Here is a 21,653-nt window from a genome sequence, read left to right as displayed (position 1 = left end):
GCGATCAGTCGCCGCGCAGCGCCCGCCGCTCCTGCTCGAGCGTGACGAGCGCCTGCTGCACGGCGGCGAAGGTGGCCGTGTCGCTGCGGTCGGTGCGCTGGAGGCGGCCGAGCAGCTCCTGCTTCTGCCGGAGCAGCTCGCGGTCGACGAGGCCGGCGACGACGCCGCGCACGTACGAGGTCAGCTCGGCGTCGCCGCGCTGGGGCACCGGCAGCACGGCGAGCTGTTGCACGATCGACGCGAACGGCGCCGGCACCTCGGCCACGACCCGGTCCACGGTGAACGTGCCGCCGCCGGCGTTCGCCGGTGCCGCGGCCATCGCGGAGGCGATCCCGTCGCGCACCACCGCGAGCGTGGCGTTGCCGAACCGGCAGTCGACGCCCTGCCGGAGCAGCTCCGAACCGACGGTGTCGGGGTACTGCAGCATCGCCTGGAGCGCATCGCGCTCGAGCCGCGTGGCGGGGTCGTTCGGCAGCTGCGCGATCGAGAACGGCCGCTCGGATGCCGCAGGGCCGCCGTCCATCGCACCGGACTGCGCGCCTGCTCCCCCGTTCGACTCGGGGCGGCCGGCGCCGTGCGCCTCGGAACGGGGACCTCGCTCGCCGCCCCGATCGCCTTCGCGCGTGCCGCCCGGCCGTCCGCCGGAGGATCGCACCGCCCGGGTGACCTCGGCGAGCTCCATTCCGAGCATGCGCGCGAGCTCGCGCGTGTAGCCGGGGCGGAGCGCCGGGTCGCGGATCTCGGCGACGACCGGCGCAGCCGCACGCAGCGCGGACACCCGGCCCTCGACGGTCTCGAGGTCGTAGCGCGCGAGCGTGTGCCGGAGCACGAACTCGAACATGGGCGTCTTCGTCTCGACGAGGGCGCGCACCGCTGCATCACCGCGGGCGAGCCGCAGGTCGCACGGGTCGAGCCCGTCGGGCGCGACGGCGACGTAGGTCTGCGCGGCGAAGCGCTGCTCCTCGGCGAACGCGCGCATGGCGGCCTGCTGCCCCGCCGCGTCGCCGTCGAAGGTGAACACGACCTCGCCGACGTTGGAGTCGTCGCCGAGCACACGGCGGAGCACCTTGATGTGGTCGACGCCGAACGACGTGCCCGACGTGGCGATGGCGGTCGTGACGCCGGCCAGGTGGCACGCCATGACATCGGTGTAGCCCTCGACGAGCACCACCCGGCGGGTCTTCGCGATGTCGCGCTTCGCGAGGTCGAGCCCGTAGAGCACCTGCGCCTTGTGGTAGATCGCGGTCTCGGGGGTGTTCAGGTACTTCGGGCCCTGGTCGTCGTCGAGCAGGCGACGTGCGCCGAAGCCGACGGTCTGCCCGGTCACGTCGCGGATCGGCCAGATCAGGCGCCCCCGGAACCGGTCGTACACACCCCGGTCGCCCTGCGAGACGAGCCCCGCGGCGGCGAGCTCCTCGGTGCTGAAGCCGCGGCCCTTCAGGTGGTTCGTGAGCGCGTCCCAGCTCTTCGGCGCGAAGCCGACGCCGAAGTGCCGCGCCGCCTCGGCGTCGAACCCGCGCTCGCCGAGAAAGCGGCGGCCCGGCTCGGCCTCGGGCGAGGAGAGCCGGTCGACGAAGAACTCCCAAGCTGCCTGGTTCGCGGCGAGCAGCCGAGCGCGGTTGCCGTGGTCGGACGCCGGCCCTCCGTCTTCGTAGTGGAGCTCGAGGCCGATGCGGCCCGCGAGCCGCTCGACGGCCTCGGCGAAGGTGACGTGGTCCATGCGCTGCAGGAACGTGTAGACGTCGCCAGACTCGCCGCATCCGAAGCAGTGGTAGTAGCCGAGCTGGGGCCGCACGTGGAAGCTCGGGCTGCGCTCGTCGTGGAACGGGCAGAGGCCCTTGAGCGAGCCGACGCCCGCGGACTTCAGGCTGACGTGCTCGCCGACGATGTCGGCGATGTTCGTGCGGGCCTTGACCTCATCGACATCGCTCTGTCGAATGCGGCCCGCCATGGCTCTCATCCTATTGCGCGCAACGGATGCCGCGGCCGGACGCGCGTGGCTACCGGCACAGCCGTTCGTACCAGGCGAGGGCCGACTGGTCGGTGAGGCTCGCGACCTGGTCGACGACGACCCGCTTGCGTGCGGCGTCGTCGTGTGCGGCGTTCCAGTCGGCGGCGAAGCCGGGGTCGAGGTGCTCGTCGCCCGACGCGAAGAGCACCTCGGCGAGCGACGCGAGCACCTGGCGCTGCTGGGCGTAGATCGGCTGGCGCGTGTTCCTCGACATCACGAAGGCGGCGACGATGCCCTTGAGCACGGCGATCTCGGCCTGGATATCGCGCGGCACCACCACGTCGGCGTCGAACCGGATCAGGCTCGCGAGCGGGAACGCCGAGCGCGTCGCCTCGGTGGCGGCGTGCGCGAATCGTCCGATGAGTTGGCTCGTGAGGTTCTTCAGCTGGCCCTGCTCGCGCCGGCTGCCGCTCCACGACTCGAGCCAGCCGTCGAGGGAGTCGAGCCGGTCGAACGCGGCGATCAGCTCGTCGTGCGGGATCGCTCCGCCGATCCAGTCGTGCATGGAGGACACGAGCGCGTCGTGGTCGACCCGGGCGCCGAGCGCCTCGACGTCGACGTAGCCGTTCACGATCGCGTCCTCGAAGTCGTGCACGGAGTAGGCGATGTCGTCGGAGAGGTCCATGACCTGGGCCTCGATGCAGAGGCGGCGCTCGGGCGCACCGGCGCGCATCCACTGGAACACCTCGAGGTCGTCGCGGTAGAAGCCGAACTTGGCCCGCCCGCTCGGATCGGCGACCGACGTGGCCTCTGGCCACGGGTACTTGCAGCTCGCGTCGAGGCTCGCCCGGGTCAGGTTGAGTCCGTAGCTGCGCCCGTCGGGGCCGAACACCTTGGGCTCGAGCCGGGTCAGGATGCGCAGCGTCTGCGCGTTGCCCTCGAACCCGCCGACGTCGGCCGCCCAGGTGTTGAGGGCGCGCTCGCCGTTGTGCCCGAATGGCGGGTGGCCGAGGTCGTGGGCGAGGCACGCGGTGTCGACGACATCGGGATCGAGCCCGAGGCTGGCCGCGAGCTCGCGACCGACCTGCGCGACCTCGAGCGAGTGCGTGAGCCGGTTGCGCGCGAAGTCGAGGCCCGCGGTGGGACTCAGCACCTGCGTCTTCGCGGCGAGGCGGCGCAGCGAGCTCGAATGCAGCAGGCGGGCACGGTCGCGGGCGAAGTCGCTGCGGGGGCTGGTGTGCTCTTCAGGCAGCCAGCGCTGGGTGTCGGCGTCGTCGTAGCCGCCGAAGAGTCGCTCCCGCACGTCAGCCGCCGCTCGTGTCGAGCTCGGCGTCGACGAGCGTGACCCGGTCGTGCCCGGCGAGCTCCTGCGACGTGAGCCAACCGTCGGGCAGCGACGGGTTCTTCGGGGTGCCTGCGCGGCCGCGCGGGCCCTCGGCGCCCTCGCCGGGGTACGGCATCGACCAGTCGAGCGTGCCGAGCAGGTCGTCGAGCATGGCGAGCGACTCGACCGTGGCGAGCTTCGCGCGCAGCTCGCCGCCGACCGGGTAGCCCTTGAAGTACCAGGCGACGTGCTTGCGGATGTCGCGGCAACCGCGCTCCTCGCTGTCGAAGAACTCGGCCAGCAGCTCGGCGTGCCGGCGGAACGTGCGCGCGACGTCGCCGAGGCTCGGCTCGGCCTTGCGAATGGTCCCTGAGCCCGTCGACGCGCGGAACGCCGCCGCGAGATCGCCGAACAGCCACGGGCGCCCGAGGCAGCCGCGCCCGACGACGACGCCGTCGCAGCCGGTCTCGGCGACCATGCGCAACGCGTCTTCGGCCGACCAGATGTCGCCGTTGCCGAGCACCGGCACGCTCGTGACCGTCTGCTTGAGCTTCGCGATGGCCGACCAGTCGGCCTGGCCGGAGTAGAACTCGGCCGCGGTGCGTGCATGCAGGGCGATGGATGCCACGCCGGCGCCCTCGGCGATGCGCCCCGCCTCGAGGTAGGTGAGGTGGTCGGCGTCGATGCCCTTGCGCATCTTCACCGTGAGCGGGACGTCGCCGGCAGCCTGCACGGCGCCCTCGACGATGTCGCGGAAGAGCCCGCTCTTCCACGGCAGCGCCGCTCCCCCGCCCTTGCGGGTGACCTTCGGCACGGGGCATCCGAAGTTCAGGTCGATGTGGTCGGCGCGGTCTTCGGCGACGAGCATGGTGACCGCCTCGGAGACCGTCTTGGGGTCGACGCCGTAGAGCTGGATGGAGCGCGGGGTCTCGGACTCGTGGTGCGTGATGAGCCGCATCGACTCCGGCGTGCGCTCGACGAGCGCGCGCGACGTGATCATCTCGCTGACGTAGAGCCCGGCGCCGAACTCGCGGCAGAGCCGCCGGAATGCGGTGTTCGTGATGCCGGCCATGGGGGCGAGCACGACGGGCACGTCGAGGGCGAGGTCGCCGATCACGAGCGGACCGGCCGGAAGCGTGGTGGAAGCGGACATCACCCTCGATTCTCCCAGAGAACCGGGGCCGGTCGCCCGGTGCCCCCGCCGCGCGCCTAGGATGCACCTGCAGGACGACGTGTGGAGGACGAGATGGGCGACGGCGGGCAGGCGACGGGCGACGGGCTGACGGGTGCCGACCGGGTGCGAGCGGATGCCGCGGCGCGCGGCCTCGACGTCGAGATCATCGAGCGCCCGGCCGCACGAAGCCTCGAGGAGGCCGCGGAGCTCATGGGCATCACGCCCGCCGACATCGTGAAGTCGCTCGTCGTGAAGCGCAGCGACGACACGTACGTGTTCGCGCTCGTGCCCGGCGGCCGAAAGATCTCGTGGCCGAAGCTGCGGTCCCTGCTCGGCGTCAACAAGCTCCAGCTGCCGGATGCCTCGCTCGCCCTCGCGGCGACCGGCTACGAGCGCGGCACGATCACACCGCTCGGCTCCACCACCGCGTGGCCCGTCGTCGTCGACGAGACGATCCCGGGGCGACGTGTGTCGATGGGCGCGGGCGAGCACGGCCGCAGCCTGTTCGTCGACGCCGACCGGCTCGTCGAGGCCTTCGACGCGACCGTCGCCGACATCAGCGAGCCCGAGTAGGCCTCCGGTCATCGAGTAGCGCCCGCCGAAGGCGGACGCGTCCCGGTCATCGAGTAGCGCCCGCCGAAGGCGGACGCGTCCCGGTCATCGAGTAGCGCCCGCCGAAGGCGGACGCGTATCGAGATGCCCGTGTCCGATCTCGATACGCGTCGGGCTCCGCCCGCCGCTACTCGATCACCGGGGTGGGCACGAAGCAGACGTCTCCCTCGCAGACGACGCCCTCGCCGCCGACCATGGTGAACGTCGCCGGCGTCGCCGGCGCGTCGCTCACGCGGCCGCTCCGTCGCGCTCGCCGGCGACCTGCGTGAGCACCTGGGAGAAGACCTCCGCGGGCTGGGCGCCCGAGACGCCGTACTTGCCCTCGAAGACGAAGAACGGCACGCCGCGGATCCCGTAGGCACCGGCCTGCGCGATGTCGGCCCGCACCGCCGTGCCGTAGCGGCCCGACTCGAGCGCCTCGCGCGCGGCATCCGCGTCGAGCCCGACCTCGGCGGCCAGCTCGACGAGCTCGTCGGTCCGACCGACGTCGCGGCCCTCGGTGAAGTACGCGCGGAACAGGCGCTCGGACAGCTCGAGCTGCTTGCCCTGCTCCTTCGCGAAGTGCAGCAGCTCGTGCGCCTTCAGCGTCTTGGTGTGCTGCAGCGCGTCGTAGTCGTAGTCGAGGCCGGCCTGGGCGGCGACACCGGTGACGCGGTCGATCATCATGCGGGCCTGCTCCACCGGGATGCCCTTGTGCCCGGCGAGGAAGTCCACCTCCGACCCCTCGAAGTCGACGGGCGTGTCGGGGGCGAGCTCGAACGAGTGGTACTCGATCTCCACCTCCGGCGCGTCGTCGCCGAGCGCGGCGAGGCCGCCCTCGAGGTGGCGCTTGCCGATGTAGCACCACGGGCAGGCGATGTCGGACCAGATGTCGATCTTGATGGGGGACGTCACGTTCAATGCGAACGGATGCACCGACGCCGGTATTCCCGACGCGGCATCGGTCGCGGCATCCGCTCGCCCGCCCTTACGCCGTCGGCGCGTCGATCGCGCCGCCGAAGCGGCGGTTGCGGCCCGCGTAGAGCTCGATCGCCTTCCACAGCTCGACGCGCGAGAAGTCAGGCCAGAGCGTGTCGAGGAACACCATCTCGGCGTAGGCCGACTGCCAGAGCAGGAAGTTCGAGGTGCGCTGCTCCCCCGAGCTGCGCACGAAGAGGTCGACGTCGGGCATGTCGGGCACGTAGAGGCGCTTGGCGATGAGCTTATCCGAGACGGCCGACGCACGCAGGCGCCCCGCCGCGACGTCGTCGGCGATCGACTGCACGGCGTCGACGAGCTCGTTGCGTCCGCCGTAGTTCACGCACATCGTGAACTGCAGCCCCGTGTTGGCGGCGGTGAGCCGCTCGGCGTACTGGAGCTCGTCGATCACCGACTTCCACAGCCGCGGCTTGCGCCCCGCCCAGCGGATCCGCACGTTCCACTCGTTGAGCTGGTCGCGACGGCGGTGCAGCACGTCGCGGTTGTAGCCCATGAGGAAGCGCACCTCGTCGGGCGACCGCTTCCAGTTCTCGGTCGAGAACGCGTACACCGAGAGGTGCTTCACGCCGATCTGGACGGCGCCCGCGACGACGTCGAGCAGCACCTCCTCGCCGGCCTTGTGGCCCTCGATGCGGGTGAGTCCCTGCTTGTTCGCCCAGCGGCCGTTGCCGTCCATGACGATCGCGACGTGGTTCGGCACGGCGCCCTTCGGCAGGTTCGGCGGATACAGGCCCGTCCAGTCGAGCGGCCGGTAGGGCACGGCGTCTTTGTGCGTGTAGGGCTTGGGCGTCACGTGGGGGTCGCTTCCCTCGGGATCGATGCGGTCGGGGTCGTCTCCCGGGAGACGTGCGGCAGCGAGCGCAGCCCGCGCTCGAGGTGCCACTGGGTGTAGGCGGCGACGATGCCGCTCGCCTGGTTGCGGTCGGATGCCCCGGATGACTCCGCGTACTCCCAGTCGCCCGAGAGCAGGGCGCCGAGCAGCGCCACCGTGGAGCGCGCGATGCGCGGCGTGCCGGGTGGCGCGCACTCGTCGCACACCACGCCGCCGAGCTGCACGACGACGGCCGTGTGCTCGCCGGTGCGGCCGCAGCGTGCGCAGTCCTGGAAGCTCGGCGCCCAGCCCGCGAGGGCGAGCGCCCGCAGCAGGTAGGAGTCGAGCGTGAGGCTCGCGCCGTGCTCGGCGCGCGCGAGCGAGCGCAGCGCGCCGACGAGCAGCAGGTACTGCTGCAGCGAGCCCTCGGCCTCGGTGAGCTTGTCGGCCGCCTCGACCATGGCGTTCGCGGCCGTGTACGACGCGTAGTCCTGCGTGATCTCGGCGCCGTAGGAGCCGAGCGACTCGGCCTGGGTGACCACGTCGAGCGTGCGGCCCTCGTAGAGCTGCAGGTCGGCGACCATGAACGGCTCGAGCCGTGCGCCGAACTTCGAACCCGTGCGTCGCACGCCCTTCGCGACCGCGCGCACCTTGCCGTGACGCCGCGTCAGCAGGGTGAGGATGCGATCGGCCTCGCCCAGCTTGTGGGTGCGCAGCACGACGGCTTCATCTCGGTAGACGGGCACCCTTCATCATCCCACGGCCCGCAGACCCGACGGCCGAGCCCCGCGGATGCCGCGGCGCCCGCTCAGGCGTCATGCGGGTGCCGCAGGTGGTTCACTGGTGCCGTGTCCTCCGCGCTCTTCACCATCCCGCTCTGGCTCGACCTCACCGCCGTCGCGATCGGCGCCATCCAGGGCGCGATGTTCGCGGCCCGGCTCACCGAGCGCCGCATCGACCTGCTCGGCGTCGCGCTCATCGGCGTGATCGTGGGCCTCGGCGGCGGCCTCATGCGCGACATCCTGCTGAACCAGCTGCCGGCCGCGATCTCCGACAACTGGTACCTGCCGATCGCGACCGCGGCGGCGCTGCTCGGGATGCTGCTGCTGCGCCTGTTCACCCGGCTGAACGGGCTCATCATCGCGCTCGACGCCGTGACGATCGGCCTGTTCGGCGCGATCGGCACGTCGAAGGCGCTCGCGTACGGCGTCCCGGTGGTCCCCGCCGTGTTCGTCGGCGTGCTCTCGGCGGTCGGCGGCTCCATCCTGCGCGACGTCACGCTGAACCTGCCCATCGCGCTCATGCACGTGGGCTCGCTCTACGCGATCGCCGCGACCGCCGGCACCATCCTGCTCGTCGTGCTCGTGGCCGTCGGCGTGAACATCGTGATCGCCGGCACGGCGTGCGTGCTGGTGACGACGCTCATCCGCCTCGGGTCGGTGCGCTTCGGCTGGAGCCTCCCCGAGCAGCGAGCGCTCGGAAGCTGGCGGGTGTGGCGGCGGGCGTGAACGTGCCGGTGGTCGAGAAGCGCCGCGCGAAGCGCGACGCGTATCGAGACCCGTGGGAGGGTCTCGATACGCCTGCTTCGCGGGCTACTCGACCACCGGAAACGGTGTCAGACCCCGACGACCTCGCGCTCGACCTCGGCGGCCGCGGTGACCCGCAGCGCGCGGTTCACTGCGGAGACCACGGCCTTCAGCGACGCGGTCGAGATGTCGGCGTCGATGCCCACGCCCCACAGGACGCGGCCCTCGACCTCGAGCTCGACGTAGGCAGCCGCCAGCGAGTCGCCGCTCGCCGCGAGCGTGTGCTCGACGTAGTCGCGCAGCTTCACGTCGACGCCCTCGGCGCCGAGCACCGCGAGGAACGCGGAGATCGGGCCGTTGCCGCTCGCGTCGGCCTCGACCCGCTCGTCGCCGTCGCGCAGGCCGACCCGCACGTTGACGATGCCGTCGAGCTCGCTCGAGGTGCGCAGCGACAGCAGTTCGAACCGGCCCCACTTCTCTTCAGGACGCTCGGCCGGAGCGGGCAGGTACTCGTCGTTGAAGACGCGCCAGATCTCCTCGCTCGTGACCTCGCCGCCCTCGGCGTCGGTCTTGGCCTGCACGACGCCTGAGAACTCGATCTGCAGCCGGCGCGGCAGGTCGAGCGCATGATCGGTCTTCAGCAGGTAGGCCACGCCGCCCTTGCCCGACTGCGAGTTGACGCGGATGACCGCCTCGTAGCTGCGGCCGAGGTCCTTCGGGTCGACCGGCAGATACGGCACCGCCCAGTGCATCTGGTCGACCGGGATGCCGCGGCGCTCCGCCTCGGCGTCCATGGCCTCGAAGCCCTTCTTGATGGCGTCCTGGTGCGAGCCGCTGAACGCGGTGTAGACCAGGTCGCCCGCCCAGGGGCTGCGTTCGTGCACCGGCAGCTGGTTGCAGTACTCGGCCGTGCGCTTGACGTCGTCGACGTCGGAGAAGTCGATCTGCGGGTCGATGCCCTGCGTGAACAGGTTGATGCCGAGCGCGACCAGGTCGACGTTGCCGGTGCGCTCGCCGTTGCCGAAGAGGCATCCCTCGATGCGGTCGGCGCCGGCCATGTACCCGAGCTCGGCGGCCGCGATCGCGGTGCCCCGGTCGTTGTGCGGATGCAGCGAGAGGATGACGTTCTCGCGGTACGCGAGGCGCCGGCTCATCCACTCGATCGAGTCGGCGTAGACGTTGGGCGTGGCCATCTCGACCGTCGCCGGCAGGTTGATGATGACCTTGCGCTCGGGCGTCGGCTCGAAGATCTCCAGCACCTGGTTGCAGACGTCGACGGCGAACTCGAGCTCGGTGCCCGTGTAGCTCTCGGGCGAGTACTCGTAGTAGACGGTCGTGCCCGGGACGGTCGACTCCATCTCGCGACACTTCCGGGCGCCGTGCAGGGCGATGTCGATGATGCCCTGCTGGTCGGTGCGGAAGACCACCTCGCGCTGCAGCACGCTCGTCGAGTTGTAGAGGTGCACGATCGCCTGCCTGGCGCCGCGGATCGACTCGTAGGTGCGCTCGATGAGGTGGTCACGGGCCTGGGTGAGGACCTGGATCGTGACGTCCTCGGGGATCGCACCCTCCTCGATGAGGCTGCGCACGAAGTCGAAGTCGGTCTGGCTCGCGCTCGGGAACCCGACCTCGATCTCCTTGTAGCCCATGCGCACGAGCAGGTCGAACATGATGCGCTTGCGCTCGGGGCTCATCGGGTCGATGAGGGCCTGGTTGCCGTCGCGCAGGTCGACGGCGCACCAGCGCGGCGCCTTCTCGATGCGGGTGGACGGCCACGTGCGGTCGGGCAGGTCGACGCGGATCTGCTCGTGGAACGGGCGATACCGATGCACGGGCATCGGCGACGGCTTCTGGTGGTTCTGCATGGGGTGCTCTTCTCGCTACTCGGGGGTTTCAGCCGACGACGAACTCCGCAGCGAGGGAGGCCTGTGAACTAGGACTCGCTGCGGCAGCTAAGGAGGAGCAGGCCGCGAAGCACGACCTCAGGCTAACACCTGCGTCGCGCACGTGCGCAACCATGACGAAATGGGCGGATGCCGCGGGGCCGCGGCATCCGCCCGTTCACGTCGTCGGCCCGGTCCCTACTCGACCGCGAGCGCGACGACCGGCGCGACCCGCATCGCGCGGCGCGCCGGCGCGATCGACGCGGCCAGCGTGAGGACGCCCGCGGCCACGAGGAGGACGCCGAACATCGCCCACGGGATGCCCGGGAGCACGATGGTCCCCTCGCCCTGTGCGCCGCCGAGCAGCGACTGGGCCCCCGCCCAGCCGTAGCCGAATCCGAGCACGATGCCGGTGACCGTGGCCGCGAGGGTGAGCGCCGCGCTCTCGGCCACGATCATCCAGCGCAGCTGGCGTCGCTCGAAGCCGAGCGCGCGCAGCAGGCCGAGCTCGCGGGTGCGCTGCATGACGCTGAGCGACAGCGTGTTGACCATGCCGATCGCGGCGATGAGCGCGCTGAATCCGATGAGCACCGTGAACACCGCGACCGTCACGTCGAGCATCTGGTCGACGCCCTGGTACACCTCGGGCTGGGCGCGCTGCGCGGCGCGGATCAGCTCGCGGTACGACTCCATGGTCACGGCGAACGTCGTGACGAGCGTCACGCCGATGACCAGGCCGATCGTCATGCGCGAGCTGCGCTCGGGGTGACGCACGGCGTTCTCGGCTGCGAGGCGGGCCGCGGGCGACGTGCCGAACGCGCGGCCGACGAGCCGCAGCACGGGCGGCATGACGACGTGGGCACCGAGCACGATGCCGGTGAACGAGAGGATGCCGCCGCCCATCGCCACGAGCACGCCGTAGGGCTCGGTGAGGCCCCACAGGATGCCGGCGACGAGGAGCCCGAGGCCGAGCACGACGAGCACGATCGCGGCGATGTTGCGCACCCGATGGCGGGCGAGCTCCTCACGGTCCTGCTCGTGGGAGTCCCCGATCGCCTGGATCGGGCGCACGCGCAGGACGCGTCGCGAACCCACCCACGCCGAGAGCCACGTCGTGATCACGACGGCCACGGCGGGAAGCACGACCGCCGGGTTGAGGTAGTCGTAGTCCGTCGCGGGCATGAGCTCGGTCGCCACCGCGACCTGCTCGAGCAGCATCGCGGCACCCGTGCCCGCGCCCACGCCGATCACGGCGCCGACGAGGCCGACCAGCAGGCCCTCCTTCGCGATCTGGGCGCGCTGCGAGCGAGCGCTCGAGCCGATGAGGCGCAGGAGCGCGATGAGGCGCGTGCGGCCCGCGACGACCGTGGCGACGGTGTTCGCCGTCACGATCGCGCTCACGTAGACCGCGATCACGATGAACACGCTCGCGACGATGCCGAGGATGAGCGTCACGGTCGCGCTTTCCCCGGTGACGTCGTCGGCCGCGATCGCCGCGCCGAGCAGTCCCGTCACGTGCAGCAGTGCCACGCCGAACGTGCCGGCGAGGGCCGCAACGAGCAGGGTCGGCCACTGGTCCCGGATCCGGGTGCGCATCAGGCCGCGACCTCCATCGACAGCATGAACGCCGAGATCTCCTCGGCCGACGAGCGCCCGGTGTCCCGCACGATGCGTCCGTCGGCGAGGAACAGGATGCGGTCCGCGTGGCTGGCGGCCACCGGGTCGTGCGTGACCATGGCGATCGACTGTCCATAGTTCGCGCTCGCCGTCGCCAGGAGGCCGAGCACCTCGCGACCCGTGCGCGAGTCGAGGTTGCCCGTCGGCTCGTCGGCGAAGACGAGGTCGGGACGCGTCGCGAGGGCGCGTGCGATGGCGACGCGCTGCTGCTGCCCGCCCGAGAGCTCGTGCGGCCGGTGCCGCAGGCGGGCGCCGAGCCCGAGCGTATCGATGAGCTCGTCGATCCACGCCTGCTCGTCGCGGCTCGGCCGGCGCCCGTCGAGCTCGAACGGCAGCAGCACGTTGCCGCGCACGTCGAGCGTCGGCACCAGGTTGAACGACTGGAACACGAACCCGATCCGGCGCCGGCGCAGCACGGTGAGCGCGGAGTCGGAGAGCTCGGTGATGTCGGTGTCGCCGAGCCAGACGCAGCCGGCGGTCGGCGAGTCGAGCCCCGCCATGATGTGCATGAGCGTGGACTTGCCCGAGCCCGACGGGCCCATGATCGCGGTGAACTCGCCGCGGCGGAGGCCGAGCGAGACGTCGTCGAGGGCGGTGACGGTTCCGGCGCCGTGTCCGTAGCGCTTGCCGAGGCCCGTCACGCGGGCGATGAGACCGAGGTCGGAGGGTTGGATCTGCATGCCTCCGACGCTACGGACGGAGGTGCCGGCGGGTCATCGGGCGGTCGGATGGTCGTGGGTCATCCTCTGGGATGACTCCCCCGCCCGGTGGTCGAGTAGCGCCGCGCAGCGACGCGCTCCTCGCCGGTCGTCGAGTAGCGCCGCGCAGCGACGCGCTCCCTTGCCGGTCGTCGAGTAGCGCCGCGCAGCGACGCGCTCCCTTGCCGGTCGTCGAGTAGCGCCGCGCAGCGACGCGTATCGAGACGCAGCACGTACGGTCTCGATACGCGTCGGCCTCCGGCCGGCGCTACTCGACCACCGGAGGCGGCGGCCGGCGCTACTCGACCACCGGAGGCTACTCGGCAAGTGGCAGGTCGTGCTCGTAGGCGAACACCACGAGCTGCACGCGGTCGCGCAGGCCGAGCTTCGCGAGGATGCGGCTGACGTGCGTCTTCACGGTCGCCTCGGAGAGGTACTCGGATGCCGCGATCTCGGCGTTCGAGAGCCCTCGGGCCGCCAGCGCGAAGATCTCCCGCTCCCGCGGGGTGAGCTCCGTCCACGCGGCGGGCGCCGGACGCCGTCCGCTCCCCCGCCCGACGTGCGCGAACAGCTCGCGCGTGGCGCTCGCCGCGATCACCTGGTTCCCCTGGTGCACGGTGCGGATCGCGGCCAGCAGGAACTCGGGGTCGGCGTCCTTGAGCACGAACCCGCTGGCGCCGGCCCGGATGGCCCGGGCGGCGTTCTCGTCGAGGTCGAAGGTCGTGAGCACGAGGATGCGCGGGGGCGTGCGCCCGTCGCGGTCCGCCTCGGCGAGGATCCGCTCGGTCGCGGCGATGCCGTCCTGCAGCGGCATGCGGACGTCCATGAGCATCACGTCGGGCTGGGCGCGGGCGGCGAGCTCGACCGCGGCGACCCCGTCGCCCGCCTCCCCCGCCACCGCGAGGTCGGGCTGCGACTCCACGAGCATGCGGACGCCGGCGCGGAACAGCGCCTGGTCGTCGACGAGGGCGACGCGGATGCCGCTCACGCGGGCCTCCCCGCCACGGCGGGGATGCGCGCGCGCATCCGGAACATCCCGTCCGCACCCGCGTCGGCCGTGAGGGTGCCGCCGGCGAGCTGGGCGCGCTCGCGCATGCCCGGGATGCCGTGCCGGATCCCGTGCGATTCCGGCGCGGTCGCGGCATCCGCTCGCATCGCGTTGACGACCTCGAGGTCGACGCCGCCCTCGTCCCAGCGCAGGTCGAGGTCGACGGGGGCCGAGACGTCGCCGTGCCGGAGCGCGTTCGTGAGGCCCTCCTGCGCGATGCGGTAGACCGCGATCTGGTGGCCGGTGCCGAGCGGGAGTCGCTCCCCGGTCTCGGTGAACCGCACGTCGAGCCCGGCGTCGCGGACGCGTTCGAGCAGCCCGTCGAGGTCGTCGAGCACGGGCTGCGGGGCATCCGCCTCGTCGTGGCGGAGCTCGGCGAGGAGCACGCGCACGTCGCCGAGCGCGCTGCGCGCGACGCCCCCGATGGTGTCGAGCGCGCCGACGGCCGCCTCGGGGCGGGTACGCGCCGCGAAGCGCGCTCCGTCCGCCTGCGCGATGACGACCGCGAGCGAGTGGGCGACGACGTCGTGCATGTCGCGCGCGATGCGATTGCGCTCCTGCTCGACCGCGTAGCGGTACTCGACGAGGGTGCGTTCGCGGTTCGCGAGGTCCTCACGACGTCGCACCTCGCGGGCGTCGCGCACCGAGCGGGCGAGGAGGCCGGCCGTCCAGGCGAGCACGAGCACGGCGATCGAGGCGACGAAGAGGAAGCCGATCATGAAGGTCACGCCGAACGCGTCGCCGGTTCCGCCGATGAACGCGGCACCGCCGAGCAGGGGCTTCACGACGCCGAGGTACACCGTCGCGATGATCGCGCCGGCTCCCGCGCTCGCGAGGCCCGCCCACTTCACCACGCGACCGCCGTGCGCGGCCGTCGAGTAGAGCACGCCGAGCACGGCCGCGTCGGAGAGTTGCAGGTCGCGCAGCGCGACCATCTGCAGGATCGCCGCGGCCCAGGCGATGCCGAGCGACCAGCCCGGCGCGAGCCGGCGCACCGCGAGCGCCCCGACGAACCCGATGAGGACGATGACGTCGACGGCGTTGCCGAGCAGCGCGAACGGGAGGGCGAAGACCCCGAACACGACGGCGAGGACGATGTCGGTCGTCAGCCTGCCGCGGCTCAGGGAGGTGTGCACCGAACCACCGTACGCGGTCCGCCCGAGCCGGATCGGCGGCCCGGACCGGAATCATCCTCGAGTCGTACGCGCGACCCGTGCGTCCTGAGCCCGCCCCGACGAACGACGCACCGAAAACGTTGGGTCGCGATCCGGGCTCCCCATCGAGATGATGTCGGTGGAGGGTCGCATGGGACATCGGACGATCGGCGCGATGCTTGCGGCGTCGGTCGTGCTCCTGCTCGCGGCCTGCGCCGGAGCAGCCGACGCTGTCGGCAGCGTCACGAGCATCGAGGCGAAGGACGAGTGGACGCCGGCGCGCGCGAGCGTGCCCGCGGCGGTGACCGCCTCGGGGATGGTGCTGGAGGACTCGGACGGTCCTCGATTGTGCGCCGGCATGATCGCGGACTCGCTCCCGCCGCAGTGCACGGGTCCGGCCATCATCGGCTGGGACTGGGACGTTGTCGACGGCGAGACCACGGCCGCCGGAACGACCTGGGGCGAGTACCGGATGGAGGGCATGTGGGACGGCGACGCGTTCACCCTGGGTCGGCCGGCCGAGCAGCGGGCCGTCACGCAGGAGACCTACGAGCCGAACGCACCCGTGCCGACCCGGGCACCCGATCCGGCATGCGAGTCCAAGGCGACGCTGCCGCACCTGCGTGACGCCGTGCCCGACATCGTCTCCGTCATGTTCGACCTCGCCGACGAGTGCGTGACCGTCCACGTCCTCTACGACGACGGCACGTTGCAGGCGTCCGTCGACGAACGCTTCGGCACGGGCGCGCTGAAGATCGCGTCGACGTTCACGCCTGCGCACGACTAGTCGCGGAGTGCGTCAGAACCCGAGCTTCCCCAGCTGCTTGGGATCGCGCTGCCAGTCCTTGGCGACCTTCACGTGCAGCGCGAGGAACACCTTGCGCCCGAGCAGCCGCTCGATCTGGGTGCGCGCGGTCGCGCCGACCTCCTTCAGCCGGGACCCGCCCTTGCCGATGATGATGCCCTTCTGGCTGTCGCGCTCGACGTAGAGGTTCGCGTAGACCTCGACGAGGTCCTTGTCCTCGCGCTCGATGAGGTCGTCGACGGTCACCGCGATCGAGTGCGGCAGCTCGTCGGACACGCCCTCGAGCGCCGCCTCTCGCACGAACTCGGCGATGCGCTCGGTGACGTCCTCGTCGGTCAGGGTCTCTGCCGGGTAGAGCGGATGCTCCGACTCTGGCATGAGCGTGAGCAGTTCGTCGACGAGCACCTCGAGCTGCTCGCCCTTGGGCGCCGAGACCGGCACGATGGCGGCCCACTCGCGCAGCTCGGACACGGCGAGCAGCTGCTCGGCCACCTTCGCCTTCGACGTGGCATCCGTCTTCGTGACGATCGCCACCTTCTTCGCGTTCGGATACTGGTCGAGCTGCTCGTTGATGAAGCGGTCGCCGGGGCCGATGGGCTCGTTCGCAGGCACGCAGAACGCGATGACGTCGACGTCGCCGAGGGTCGACTGCACGAGCGAGTTGAGGCGCTCGCCGAGGAGCGTGCGCGGGCGGTGCAGGCCCGGGGTGTCGACGAGGATCAGCTGCCCGTGCGGGCGGTGCACGATGCCGCGTATGGCCCGGCGGGTCGTCTGCGGCTTCGAGCTCGTGATGGCCACCTTCTCGCCGACCAGCGCGTTCGTGAGCGTCGACTTGCCTACGTTGGGGCGCCCGACGATCGAGACGAATCCGGCCCGGTACTCAGCCACGGTGGCTCCTTCCCTCGAACTCCCCGGTCTCGAACGCGGCCTGCGCGTCGATGAGGGCCTGGTCGCGCTCGACGAGGATCGTCGCGATGCGCTTGCGCCGCCCCTCGGTGCGCTCGGCCTCGAGGATGAGCCCCGAGACCGTCACGCGCTCGCCGGAAAGCGGGAGGTGCCCGAGCTCCTTCGCGAGCAGGCCGCCGGCGCTGTCGACGTCCTCATCCTCGAGGTCGAGGCCGAAGAGCTCGCCGAGCTCGTCGATCGGCAGGCGGGCGTTGACGCGGTAGCGGCCGTCGCCCAGCTCTTCCACCTGCGCGGCCTCGCGGTCGTACTCGTCGGAGATGTCGCCCACGAGCTCCTCGATCAGGTCTTCGAGGGTCACGAGGCCGGCGATGCCGCCGTACTCGTCGACGATCATCGCGAGGTGGTTGGACTCGCTCTGCATCTTTCGCAGGAGCGCGTCGGCCTTCATCGAGTCGGGCACGAAGACCGCGGGCCGCACGAGCTCGCCGACCGTGAGGCCCTCGGCGTCGAGGGGGCGCTCGAACCCGAGCCGGGCGAGGTCGCGCAGGTACAGGATGCCGGTGACGTCGTCGGCGTCGCGCTCGATGACCGGGATGCGGGAGTACCCGGCCTTCAGGAACAGCGCCATCGCCTGGGGCAGGTGCGCGGTCGAGTCGATCGTCACCATGTCGGTGCGGGCCACCATGACCTCGCGCACCACGGTGTCGTTGAACTCGAAGATCGAGTGGATGAGCTCACGATCGCTCGGCTCGAGCACCTCGAGCTCCGCGGCCTCGTCGACCATGCTGAGCAGCTGCTCCTCGCTGGACACGCCCGCGAACCGCAGGCGCCCGGGCGTCACGCGGTTGCCGAGCGACACGAGGGCGTTCGCCAGCGGGCCGAGCAGTACACGGAGGAAGTGCACGACGGGCGCGGTGAGCCGCAGCACCGTCGGCGCGTGCGCGCGTCCGACGCTGCGCGGGCTGGCGCCCACGAGCACGAACGACACGGCCGTCATGATGAGCGCCGAGTAGAGCAGCACGAGCCACACGTTGTCGAGGAACGACGTGAACGCGAGCGTGACGAGCACCGCCGCGGTCGTCTCCGCGATGATGCGGACGAAGTTGACGGCGTTGACGTGGGCGCCCGTGTCGTCGGCGATCGCAAGGAGCGAGCGGCGGGCACGTGAGGTGAGCGCGAGGTCCGTGACATCCGCTCGGCTGGAAGCGGCGAGGGCGGAGTCGACCGCCGCCATGAGGCCGCCGAATGCGACGAGCACGAACGCGACGCCGAGGAAGAGCCAGGGCTGCATGGTCAGCGGCGTCGCTCCTGCATCGCGAAGCCCACGAGGATGTCGCGCTGGATGCCGAACATCTCCTTCTCCTCCGCCGGCTCGGCGTGGTCGAAGCCGAGCAGGTGCAGGATGCCGTGCGTCGTGAGCAGCAGCAGCTCGTCCATGAGGGGATGCCCCGCTGACTTCGCCTGGGTCTCGGCGACCTGCGGGCACAGCACGACGTCGCCGAGCAGGCCGGGCGGTGCGGGCTGGTCCTCGGTGCCCGGTCGGAGCTCGTCCATCGGGAAGCTCAGCACGTCGGTGGGCCCGGGCTCGTCCATCCACTGCACGTGGAGCTGCTCCATCGCGCCCTCGTCGACGAGCACGATCGCGAGCTCGGCGTCGGGGTGCACGTGCATCGCGTCGAGGGCGTAGACGGCGAGCCGCTGCAGCGCGGCCTCGTCGACCTCGATCGCGGACTCGTTGTTGACCTCGATGCTCACGTGCTCTCGCCCTTCCGGCTCACGCCTTGCCCTTGCGCGGCAGGTGGTCGCGCGGCGCGTTGCCCCGGCGCTCGGCCCGGTTCGCGAACTCGCGGGCCTGGTCGCGCTCGAATCGCTGCGCCTGCTGGCGCTGGTCGAACTCGGTGTACGCGTCGACGATGCGCCCCACGAGGCTGTGCCGCACGACGTCGTCGCTCGTCAGCCGGGAGAAGTGGATGTCGTCGACCTGGTCGAGGATGCGCGTGACGATCCGCAGTCCGCTGGCGCCGCCCGGCAGGTCGATCTGCGTGATGTCGCCGGTGACGACCATCTTCGAGCCGAACCCGAGCCGGGTGAGGAACATCTTCATCTGCTCGGGCGTGGTGTTCTGCGCCTCGTCGAGCACGACGAAGGAGTCGTTGAGCGTCCGGCCGCGCATGTAGGCCAGCGGGGCGACCTCGACGGTGCCCGAGGCGAGCAGCTTCGGCACGACCTCGGGGTCCATCATCTCGTTGAGCGCGTCGTAGAGCGGCCGCAGGTACGGGTCGATCTTGTCGGTGAGCGTGCCGGGCAGGAAGCCGAGCCGCTCCCCCGCCTCGACGGCCGGCCGGGTCAGGATGATGCGGCTGACCTCCTTGCGCTGCAGTGCCTGCACGGCCTTCGCCATGGCGAGGTAGGTCTTGCCGGTGCCGGCGGGGCCGATGCCGAAGACGATGGTGTTCTCGTCGATGGCGTCGACGTACTCGCGCTGGCCCTCGGTCTTGGGCCGGATGGTGCGTCCGCGCGCGGACACGATGACCTGTCCGAGCAACTCGGACGGCCGGGAGTTGGGATCGGCATCGAGCATTCGGGCCGAGCTCCTCACTTCGGTGGGTGTCGGATCCTGGCCGGCTCGCACGAGCTCCAGGAGTTCTTCGATCAGGCGGCGCACGCGGGTGCGCTGGTCGGCGTCGCCGCGGATGGCGATCTCGTTGCCGCGCACGTGCACCTCGACGCCGGGGTACTCGCGCTGGATCGACGTGAGCAGCCGGTCCTGCGGGCCGAGCAGCCGCACCATCGCGATGCCGTCGATGCGGAGACGTTCCTCGTCGTCGCGGACGGGCTGCCGCGCAGCCGCGTCGGGACCTTCAGGGTCAGCCGGCAAGCGATCCCTCCTCGAGGCCGCCCGCGAGGACGTGGGCGTGCACGTGGAAGACGGTCTGCCCGGCGTTGCCGCCCGTGTTGAACACGAGGCGGAAGTCGCCGTCGGAGAGCTCGTCGGCGACGTCGCGGGCCACCGCCACGAGCTCGGCGAGCAGCGCCGGGTCGCCCGCGGCGAGCTCGACGACGTCGCGGTAGCCGCCCTGCTCCTTCGTGGTCACGACGACGTGCACGGGCGCCTTGGGCGCGATGTCGTGGAACGCGATCACGCGGTCGGTCTCGGCCACGATCTGCGCGGGGATCTCACGCGCGGCGATCCGCTCGAAGAGGGTCGGCTCAGCGTGTTCGGTCATCCCACCATCGTAGCGACGGATGACTCACCACCGCCCGAAGCGTGCGTTGAGCACGGCGATCGCCGCGGGCCCCGCCGTCGAGGTGCGCAGCACGGATGCCCCCAGCCGCACGGGCTCGGCGCCGGCCGCCACGAGGCGCTCCAGCTCGGCCGGCGCGATCCCGCCTTCGGGGCCGACGACGAGGGCGAGGTCGCGGCCGTCGGACTCGAGCTCGGTGAGCGCGGTCGTCGCCGTCGGCTCGAGCAGCAGCATCCGGCTGCCGTCCAGTTGCGCGGCCAGGCCGGCGGTCGCGGTGACCGGCGCGACGGGCGGCACCCACGATCGGATCGACTGCTTCACGGCCTCGCGCACGATCGTCGCCCAGCGCTGGCGCCCCTTCTCGGCCTTCGGGCCCTCCCAGCGCGACACCGAGCGCGCGGCCTGCCACGGCACGATCGCGTCGACGCCGAGCTCGGTCGCGGCCTGCACCGCGAGCTCGTCGCGGTCGCCCTTCGCGAGGGCCTGCACGAGGATGAGACGCGGCGAGGCCGCCGGCTCGACGACCACCTCGTCGACCTCGAGCGCGAGCTCGCGCGGTCCGGTCGACGCGACCACGCCGTGCACGAGCGTGCCGCGGCCGTCGCCGATCGCGATGCGCTCCCCCGCCCGCACGCGCGAGACGGTGACCGCATGGCGCGCCTCGTCGCCCGCGAGCTCTACGAGAGAGCCGGGCGCGGCGGCGGCGAGGTCGAGCGACTCGTCGAGGTAGAGGTGGCTCATCGCGGCATCCGTCAGCCCAGGAACCGATCGCGCAGGCGCGCGAACAGCCCCTGCTGGAAGTGCGTGAGCTCGGGCTTCTGCGGCTTCTTCGACGAGGCGAACTGGTGGATGAGGTCGCGCTCCTTCGACGAGAGCTTCGTGGGCGTGTGCACCTGCACGCCGATGCGGAGGTCGCCGCGGCCGGAGCCGCGGAGCTTCGTCACGCCGCGGTCCTTCACGGTGAGGACCTCGCCGCTCTGGAGTCCGGGGTGCAGCTCGACCTCGACATCGCCGTCGAGCGCCGGGATCGAGGTCGTCGTGCCGAGGATCGCATCGGTCATCGCGACCTCGAGCGTGCAGAGCAGGTCGTCGCCGTTGCGGCTGAAAACCTCGTGGTTCTTCACCTTGATCTCGAGGTAGAGGTCGCCGTTCGGGCCGCCGGCGGGGCCGGCCTCGCCGGAGCCCGGCATCTGCAGCCGCACGCCGGTGTCGACGCCCGCGGGGATGTCGACGGGCACCGTGCGACGTGCGCGCACGCGGCCCTGGCCCTGGCACGTGACGCACGGAGTGGCGATGATCGTGCCGTAGCCGCGGCAGGTGCCGCAGGGGCTCGACGTCATGACGTTGCCGAGCAGCGAGCGCACCGAGCGCTGGATCGAGCCGGTGCCGTGGCAGATGTCGCACGTGACCGGGGCCGTGCCGGGCTGGCAGCACGAGCCGTGGCACGTCTCGCACGTGACGGCCGTGTCGACCTCGATGTCGCGGTGCGTGCCGAAGATCACCTCGTCGAGGCCGACCTCGACGCGGATAAGGGCGTCCTGGCCGCGTTCGCGCCGCGAGCGGGGTCCGCGGCTCTGCTGCCCGGCACCGAAGAACGTCTCGAAGATGTCGCCGAATCCGCCGAAGCCCTGGTCGCCGCCGAAGCCGCCCCGGCCGCCCAGGTCGTACTGCTGGCGCTGCTTCGGGTCGGAGAGCACGTCGTACGCGTGCGTGACCTGCTTGAAGCGCTCGGATGCCTCGGCGCCGGGATTGACGTCGGGGTGGAGTTCGCGCGCGAGTCGACGGTAGGCCTTCTTGATCTCGTCGGGGGTGGCGTCGCGTGAGACGCCGAGGACCTCGTAGTGGTCTGCCACGGAGGGCG

At 71.5% G+C, this 21,653-nt stretch carries 21 protein-coding genes; 3 read left to right on the top strand and 18 right to left on the bottom strand.

From position 1 onward, the window contains the following. Positions 1-4 precede the first annotated feature (4 nt). The 3 genes from dnaG to dusB are packed head-to-tail and all read right to left on the bottom strand — an operon-like array spanning position 5 to position 4,428. Positions 5-1,951 (bottom strand): DNA primase, encoded by a 1,947-nt coding sequence (gene dnaG, locus ACFVN5_RS08510; protein ID WP_376954560.1) that lies wholly within the window; start codon positions 1,949-1,951, stop codon positions 5-7. 49 nt (positions 1,952-2,000) lie between these two features. Further along, on the bottom strand, positions 2,001-3,254 hold the full coding sequence (locus ACFVN5_RS08505; RefSeq protein ID WP_376954559.1) for a deoxyguanosinetriphosphate triphosphohydrolase: 1,254 nt from the start codon (positions 3,252-3,254) through the stop codon (positions 2,001-2,003). Between the two features lies 1 nt (position 3,255). Beyond that, complete coding sequence (dusB, locus tag ACFVN5_RS08500; RefSeq protein WP_376954557.1) at positions 3,256-4,428, bottom strand: tRNA dihydrouridine synthase DusB; 1,173 nt, start codon at positions 4,426-4,428, stop codon at positions 3,256-3,258. A 93-nt stretch (positions 4,429-4,521) separates the two neighbouring features. Here dusB and ACFVN5_RS08495 point away from each other — a divergent pair, with 93 nt between their 5' ends. Next, positions 4,522-5,022 (top strand): aminoacyl-tRNA deacylase, encoded by a 501-nt coding sequence (locus tag ACFVN5_RS08495; protein WP_376955630.1) that lies wholly within the window; start codon positions 4,522-4,524, stop codon positions 5,020-5,022. A gap of 267 nt (positions 5,023-5,289) precedes the next feature. Here ACFVN5_RS08495 and ACFVN5_RS08490 read toward each other — a convergent pair whose 3' ends face one another. From ACFVN5_RS08490 to recO, 3 genes are all read right to left on the bottom strand, one after another. Further along, positions 5,290-5,955, bottom strand: a complete 666-nt coding sequence (locus tag ACFVN5_RS08490; protein ID WP_376954555.1) for a DsbA family protein — start codon at positions 5,953-5,955, stop codon at positions 5,290-5,292. Positions 5,956-6,028: 73 nt separating this feature from the next. Then, positions 6,029-6,832, bottom strand: a complete 804-nt coding sequence (locus tag ACFVN5_RS08485; protein WP_376954554.1) for an isoprenyl transferase — start codon at positions 6,830-6,832, stop codon at positions 6,029-6,031. Next, positions 6,829-7,596 carry a DNA repair protein RecO gene (gene recO, locus ACFVN5_RS08480; protein ID WP_376954552.1) on the bottom strand — a complete coding sequence of 256 codons (768 nt, stop codon included), beginning with the start codon at positions 7,594-7,596 and terminating at the stop codon, positions 6,829-6,831. Before recO ends, ACFVN5_RS08485 begins: the two co-directional genes overlap by 4 nt. 102 nt (positions 7,597-7,698) lie before the next feature. On the opposite strand from recO, the gene ACFVN5_RS08475 reads away from it, so the two are divergent. Then, complete coding sequence (locus ACFVN5_RS08475) at positions 7,699-8,358, top strand: trimeric intracellular cation channel family protein (protein WP_376954551.1); 660 nt, start codon at positions 7,699-7,701, stop codon at positions 8,356-8,358. Positions 8,359-8,465: 107 nt separating this feature from the next. Here the strand turns inward: ACFVN5_RS08475 and leuA are convergent, their stop codons facing one another. The 5 genes from leuA to ACFVN5_RS08450 all read right to left on the bottom strand — a co-directional run bounded on the left by leuA (position 8,466) and on the right by ACFVN5_RS08450 (position 14,818). Further along, complete coding sequence (leuA, locus tag ACFVN5_RS08470) at positions 8,466-10,241, bottom strand: 2-isopropylmalate synthase (RefSeq protein ID WP_376954550.1); 1,776 nt, start codon at positions 10,239-10,241, stop codon at positions 8,466-8,468. Between the two features lie 216 nt (positions 10,242-10,457). After that, on the bottom strand, positions 10,458-11,855 hold the full coding sequence (locus ACFVN5_RS08465; protein ID WP_376954548.1) for an FtsX-like permease family protein: 1,398 nt from the start codon (positions 11,853-11,855) through the stop codon (positions 10,458-10,460). Then, positions 11,855-12,616 carry an ABC transporter ATP-binding protein gene (locus ACFVN5_RS08460; protein ID WP_376954546.1) on the bottom strand — a complete coding sequence of 254 codons (762 nt, stop codon included), beginning with the start codon at positions 12,614-12,616 and terminating at the stop codon, positions 11,855-11,857. Before ACFVN5_RS08460 ends, ACFVN5_RS08465 begins: the two co-directional genes overlap by 1 nt. Positions 12,617-12,950: 334 nt before the next feature. Beyond that, positions 12,951-13,622, bottom strand: a complete 672-nt coding sequence (locus tag ACFVN5_RS08455) for a response regulator (protein WP_376954545.1) — start codon at positions 13,620-13,622, stop codon at positions 12,951-12,953. Next, entirely contained in the window at positions 13,619-14,818 is a 1,200-nt protein-coding gene (locus ACFVN5_RS08450) for a sensor histidine kinase (protein ID WP_376954544.1), read from the bottom strand. Before ACFVN5_RS08450 ends, ACFVN5_RS08455 begins: the two co-directional genes overlap by 4 nt. Before the next feature lie 169 nt (positions 14,819-14,987). On the opposite strand from ACFVN5_RS08450, the gene ACFVN5_RS08445 reads away from it, so the two are divergent. Continuing rightward, positions 14,988-15,623, top strand: a complete 636-nt coding sequence (locus ACFVN5_RS08445; RefSeq protein ID WP_376954543.1) for a hypothetical protein — start codon at positions 14,988-14,990, stop codon at positions 15,621-15,623. A 12-nt stretch (positions 15,624-15,635) separates the two neighbouring features. On the opposite strand, the gene era is transcribed toward ACFVN5_RS08445, so the two are convergent. From era to dnaJ, 7 genes are all read right to left on the bottom strand, one after another. Continuing rightward, complete coding sequence (gene era / locus ACFVN5_RS08440; protein WP_376954541.1) at positions 15,636-16,529, bottom strand: GTPase Era; 894 nt, start codon at positions 16,527-16,529, stop codon at positions 15,636-15,638. Beyond that, positions 16,522-17,838 carry a hemolysin family protein gene (locus ACFVN5_RS08435; RefSeq protein ID WP_376954539.1) on the bottom strand — a complete coding sequence of 439 codons (1,317 nt, stop codon included), beginning with the start codon at positions 17,836-17,838 and terminating at the stop codon, positions 16,522-16,524. The genes era and ACFVN5_RS08435 overlap by 8 nt, the downstream gene beginning before the upstream one ends. Positions 17,839-17,840: 2 nt before the next feature. After that, positions 17,841-18,302, bottom strand: coding sequence for an rRNA maturation RNase YbeY (gene ybeY, locus ACFVN5_RS08430; RefSeq protein ID WP_148735122.1), 462 nt, complete (start codon positions 18,300-18,302; stop codon positions 17,841-17,843). Between the two features lie 19 nt (positions 18,303-18,321). Continuing rightward, a complete protein-coding gene (locus ACFVN5_RS08425) occupies positions 18,322-19,338 on the bottom strand; it encodes a PhoH family protein (protein ID WP_376955629.1) in 1,017 nt (338 codons plus the stop codon). A gap of 76 nt (positions 19,339-19,414) precedes the next feature. After that, positions 19,415-19,774, bottom strand: a complete 360-nt coding sequence (locus ACFVN5_RS08420; protein WP_376954538.1) for an HIT domain-containing protein — start codon at positions 19,772-19,774, stop codon at positions 19,415-19,417. Between the two features lie 24 nt (positions 19,775-19,798). Continuing rightward, positions 19,799-20,533 (bottom strand): 16S rRNA (uracil(1498)-N(3))-methyltransferase, encoded by a 735-nt coding sequence (locus ACFVN5_RS08415; protein WP_376954537.1) that lies wholly within the window; start codon positions 20,531-20,533, stop codon positions 19,799-19,801. An 11-nt stretch (positions 20,534-20,544) separates the two neighbouring features. Continuing rightward, positions 20,545-21,645 (bottom strand): molecular chaperone DnaJ, encoded by a 1,101-nt coding sequence (gene dnaJ / locus ACFVN5_RS08410; RefSeq protein WP_376954536.1) that lies wholly within the window; start codon positions 21,643-21,645, stop codon positions 20,545-20,547. Positions 21,646-21,653 lie beyond the last annotated feature (8 nt).

This window comes from Agromyces sp. NPDC057865, assembly GCF_042796995.1.
Taxonomy (GTDB): domain Bacteria; phylum Actinomycetota; class Actinomycetes; order Actinomycetales; family Microbacteriaceae; genus Agromyces.
Note: the sequence above shows the minus strand (reverse complement) of the source record. Positions and strands in the feature narration are given on the sequence as shown.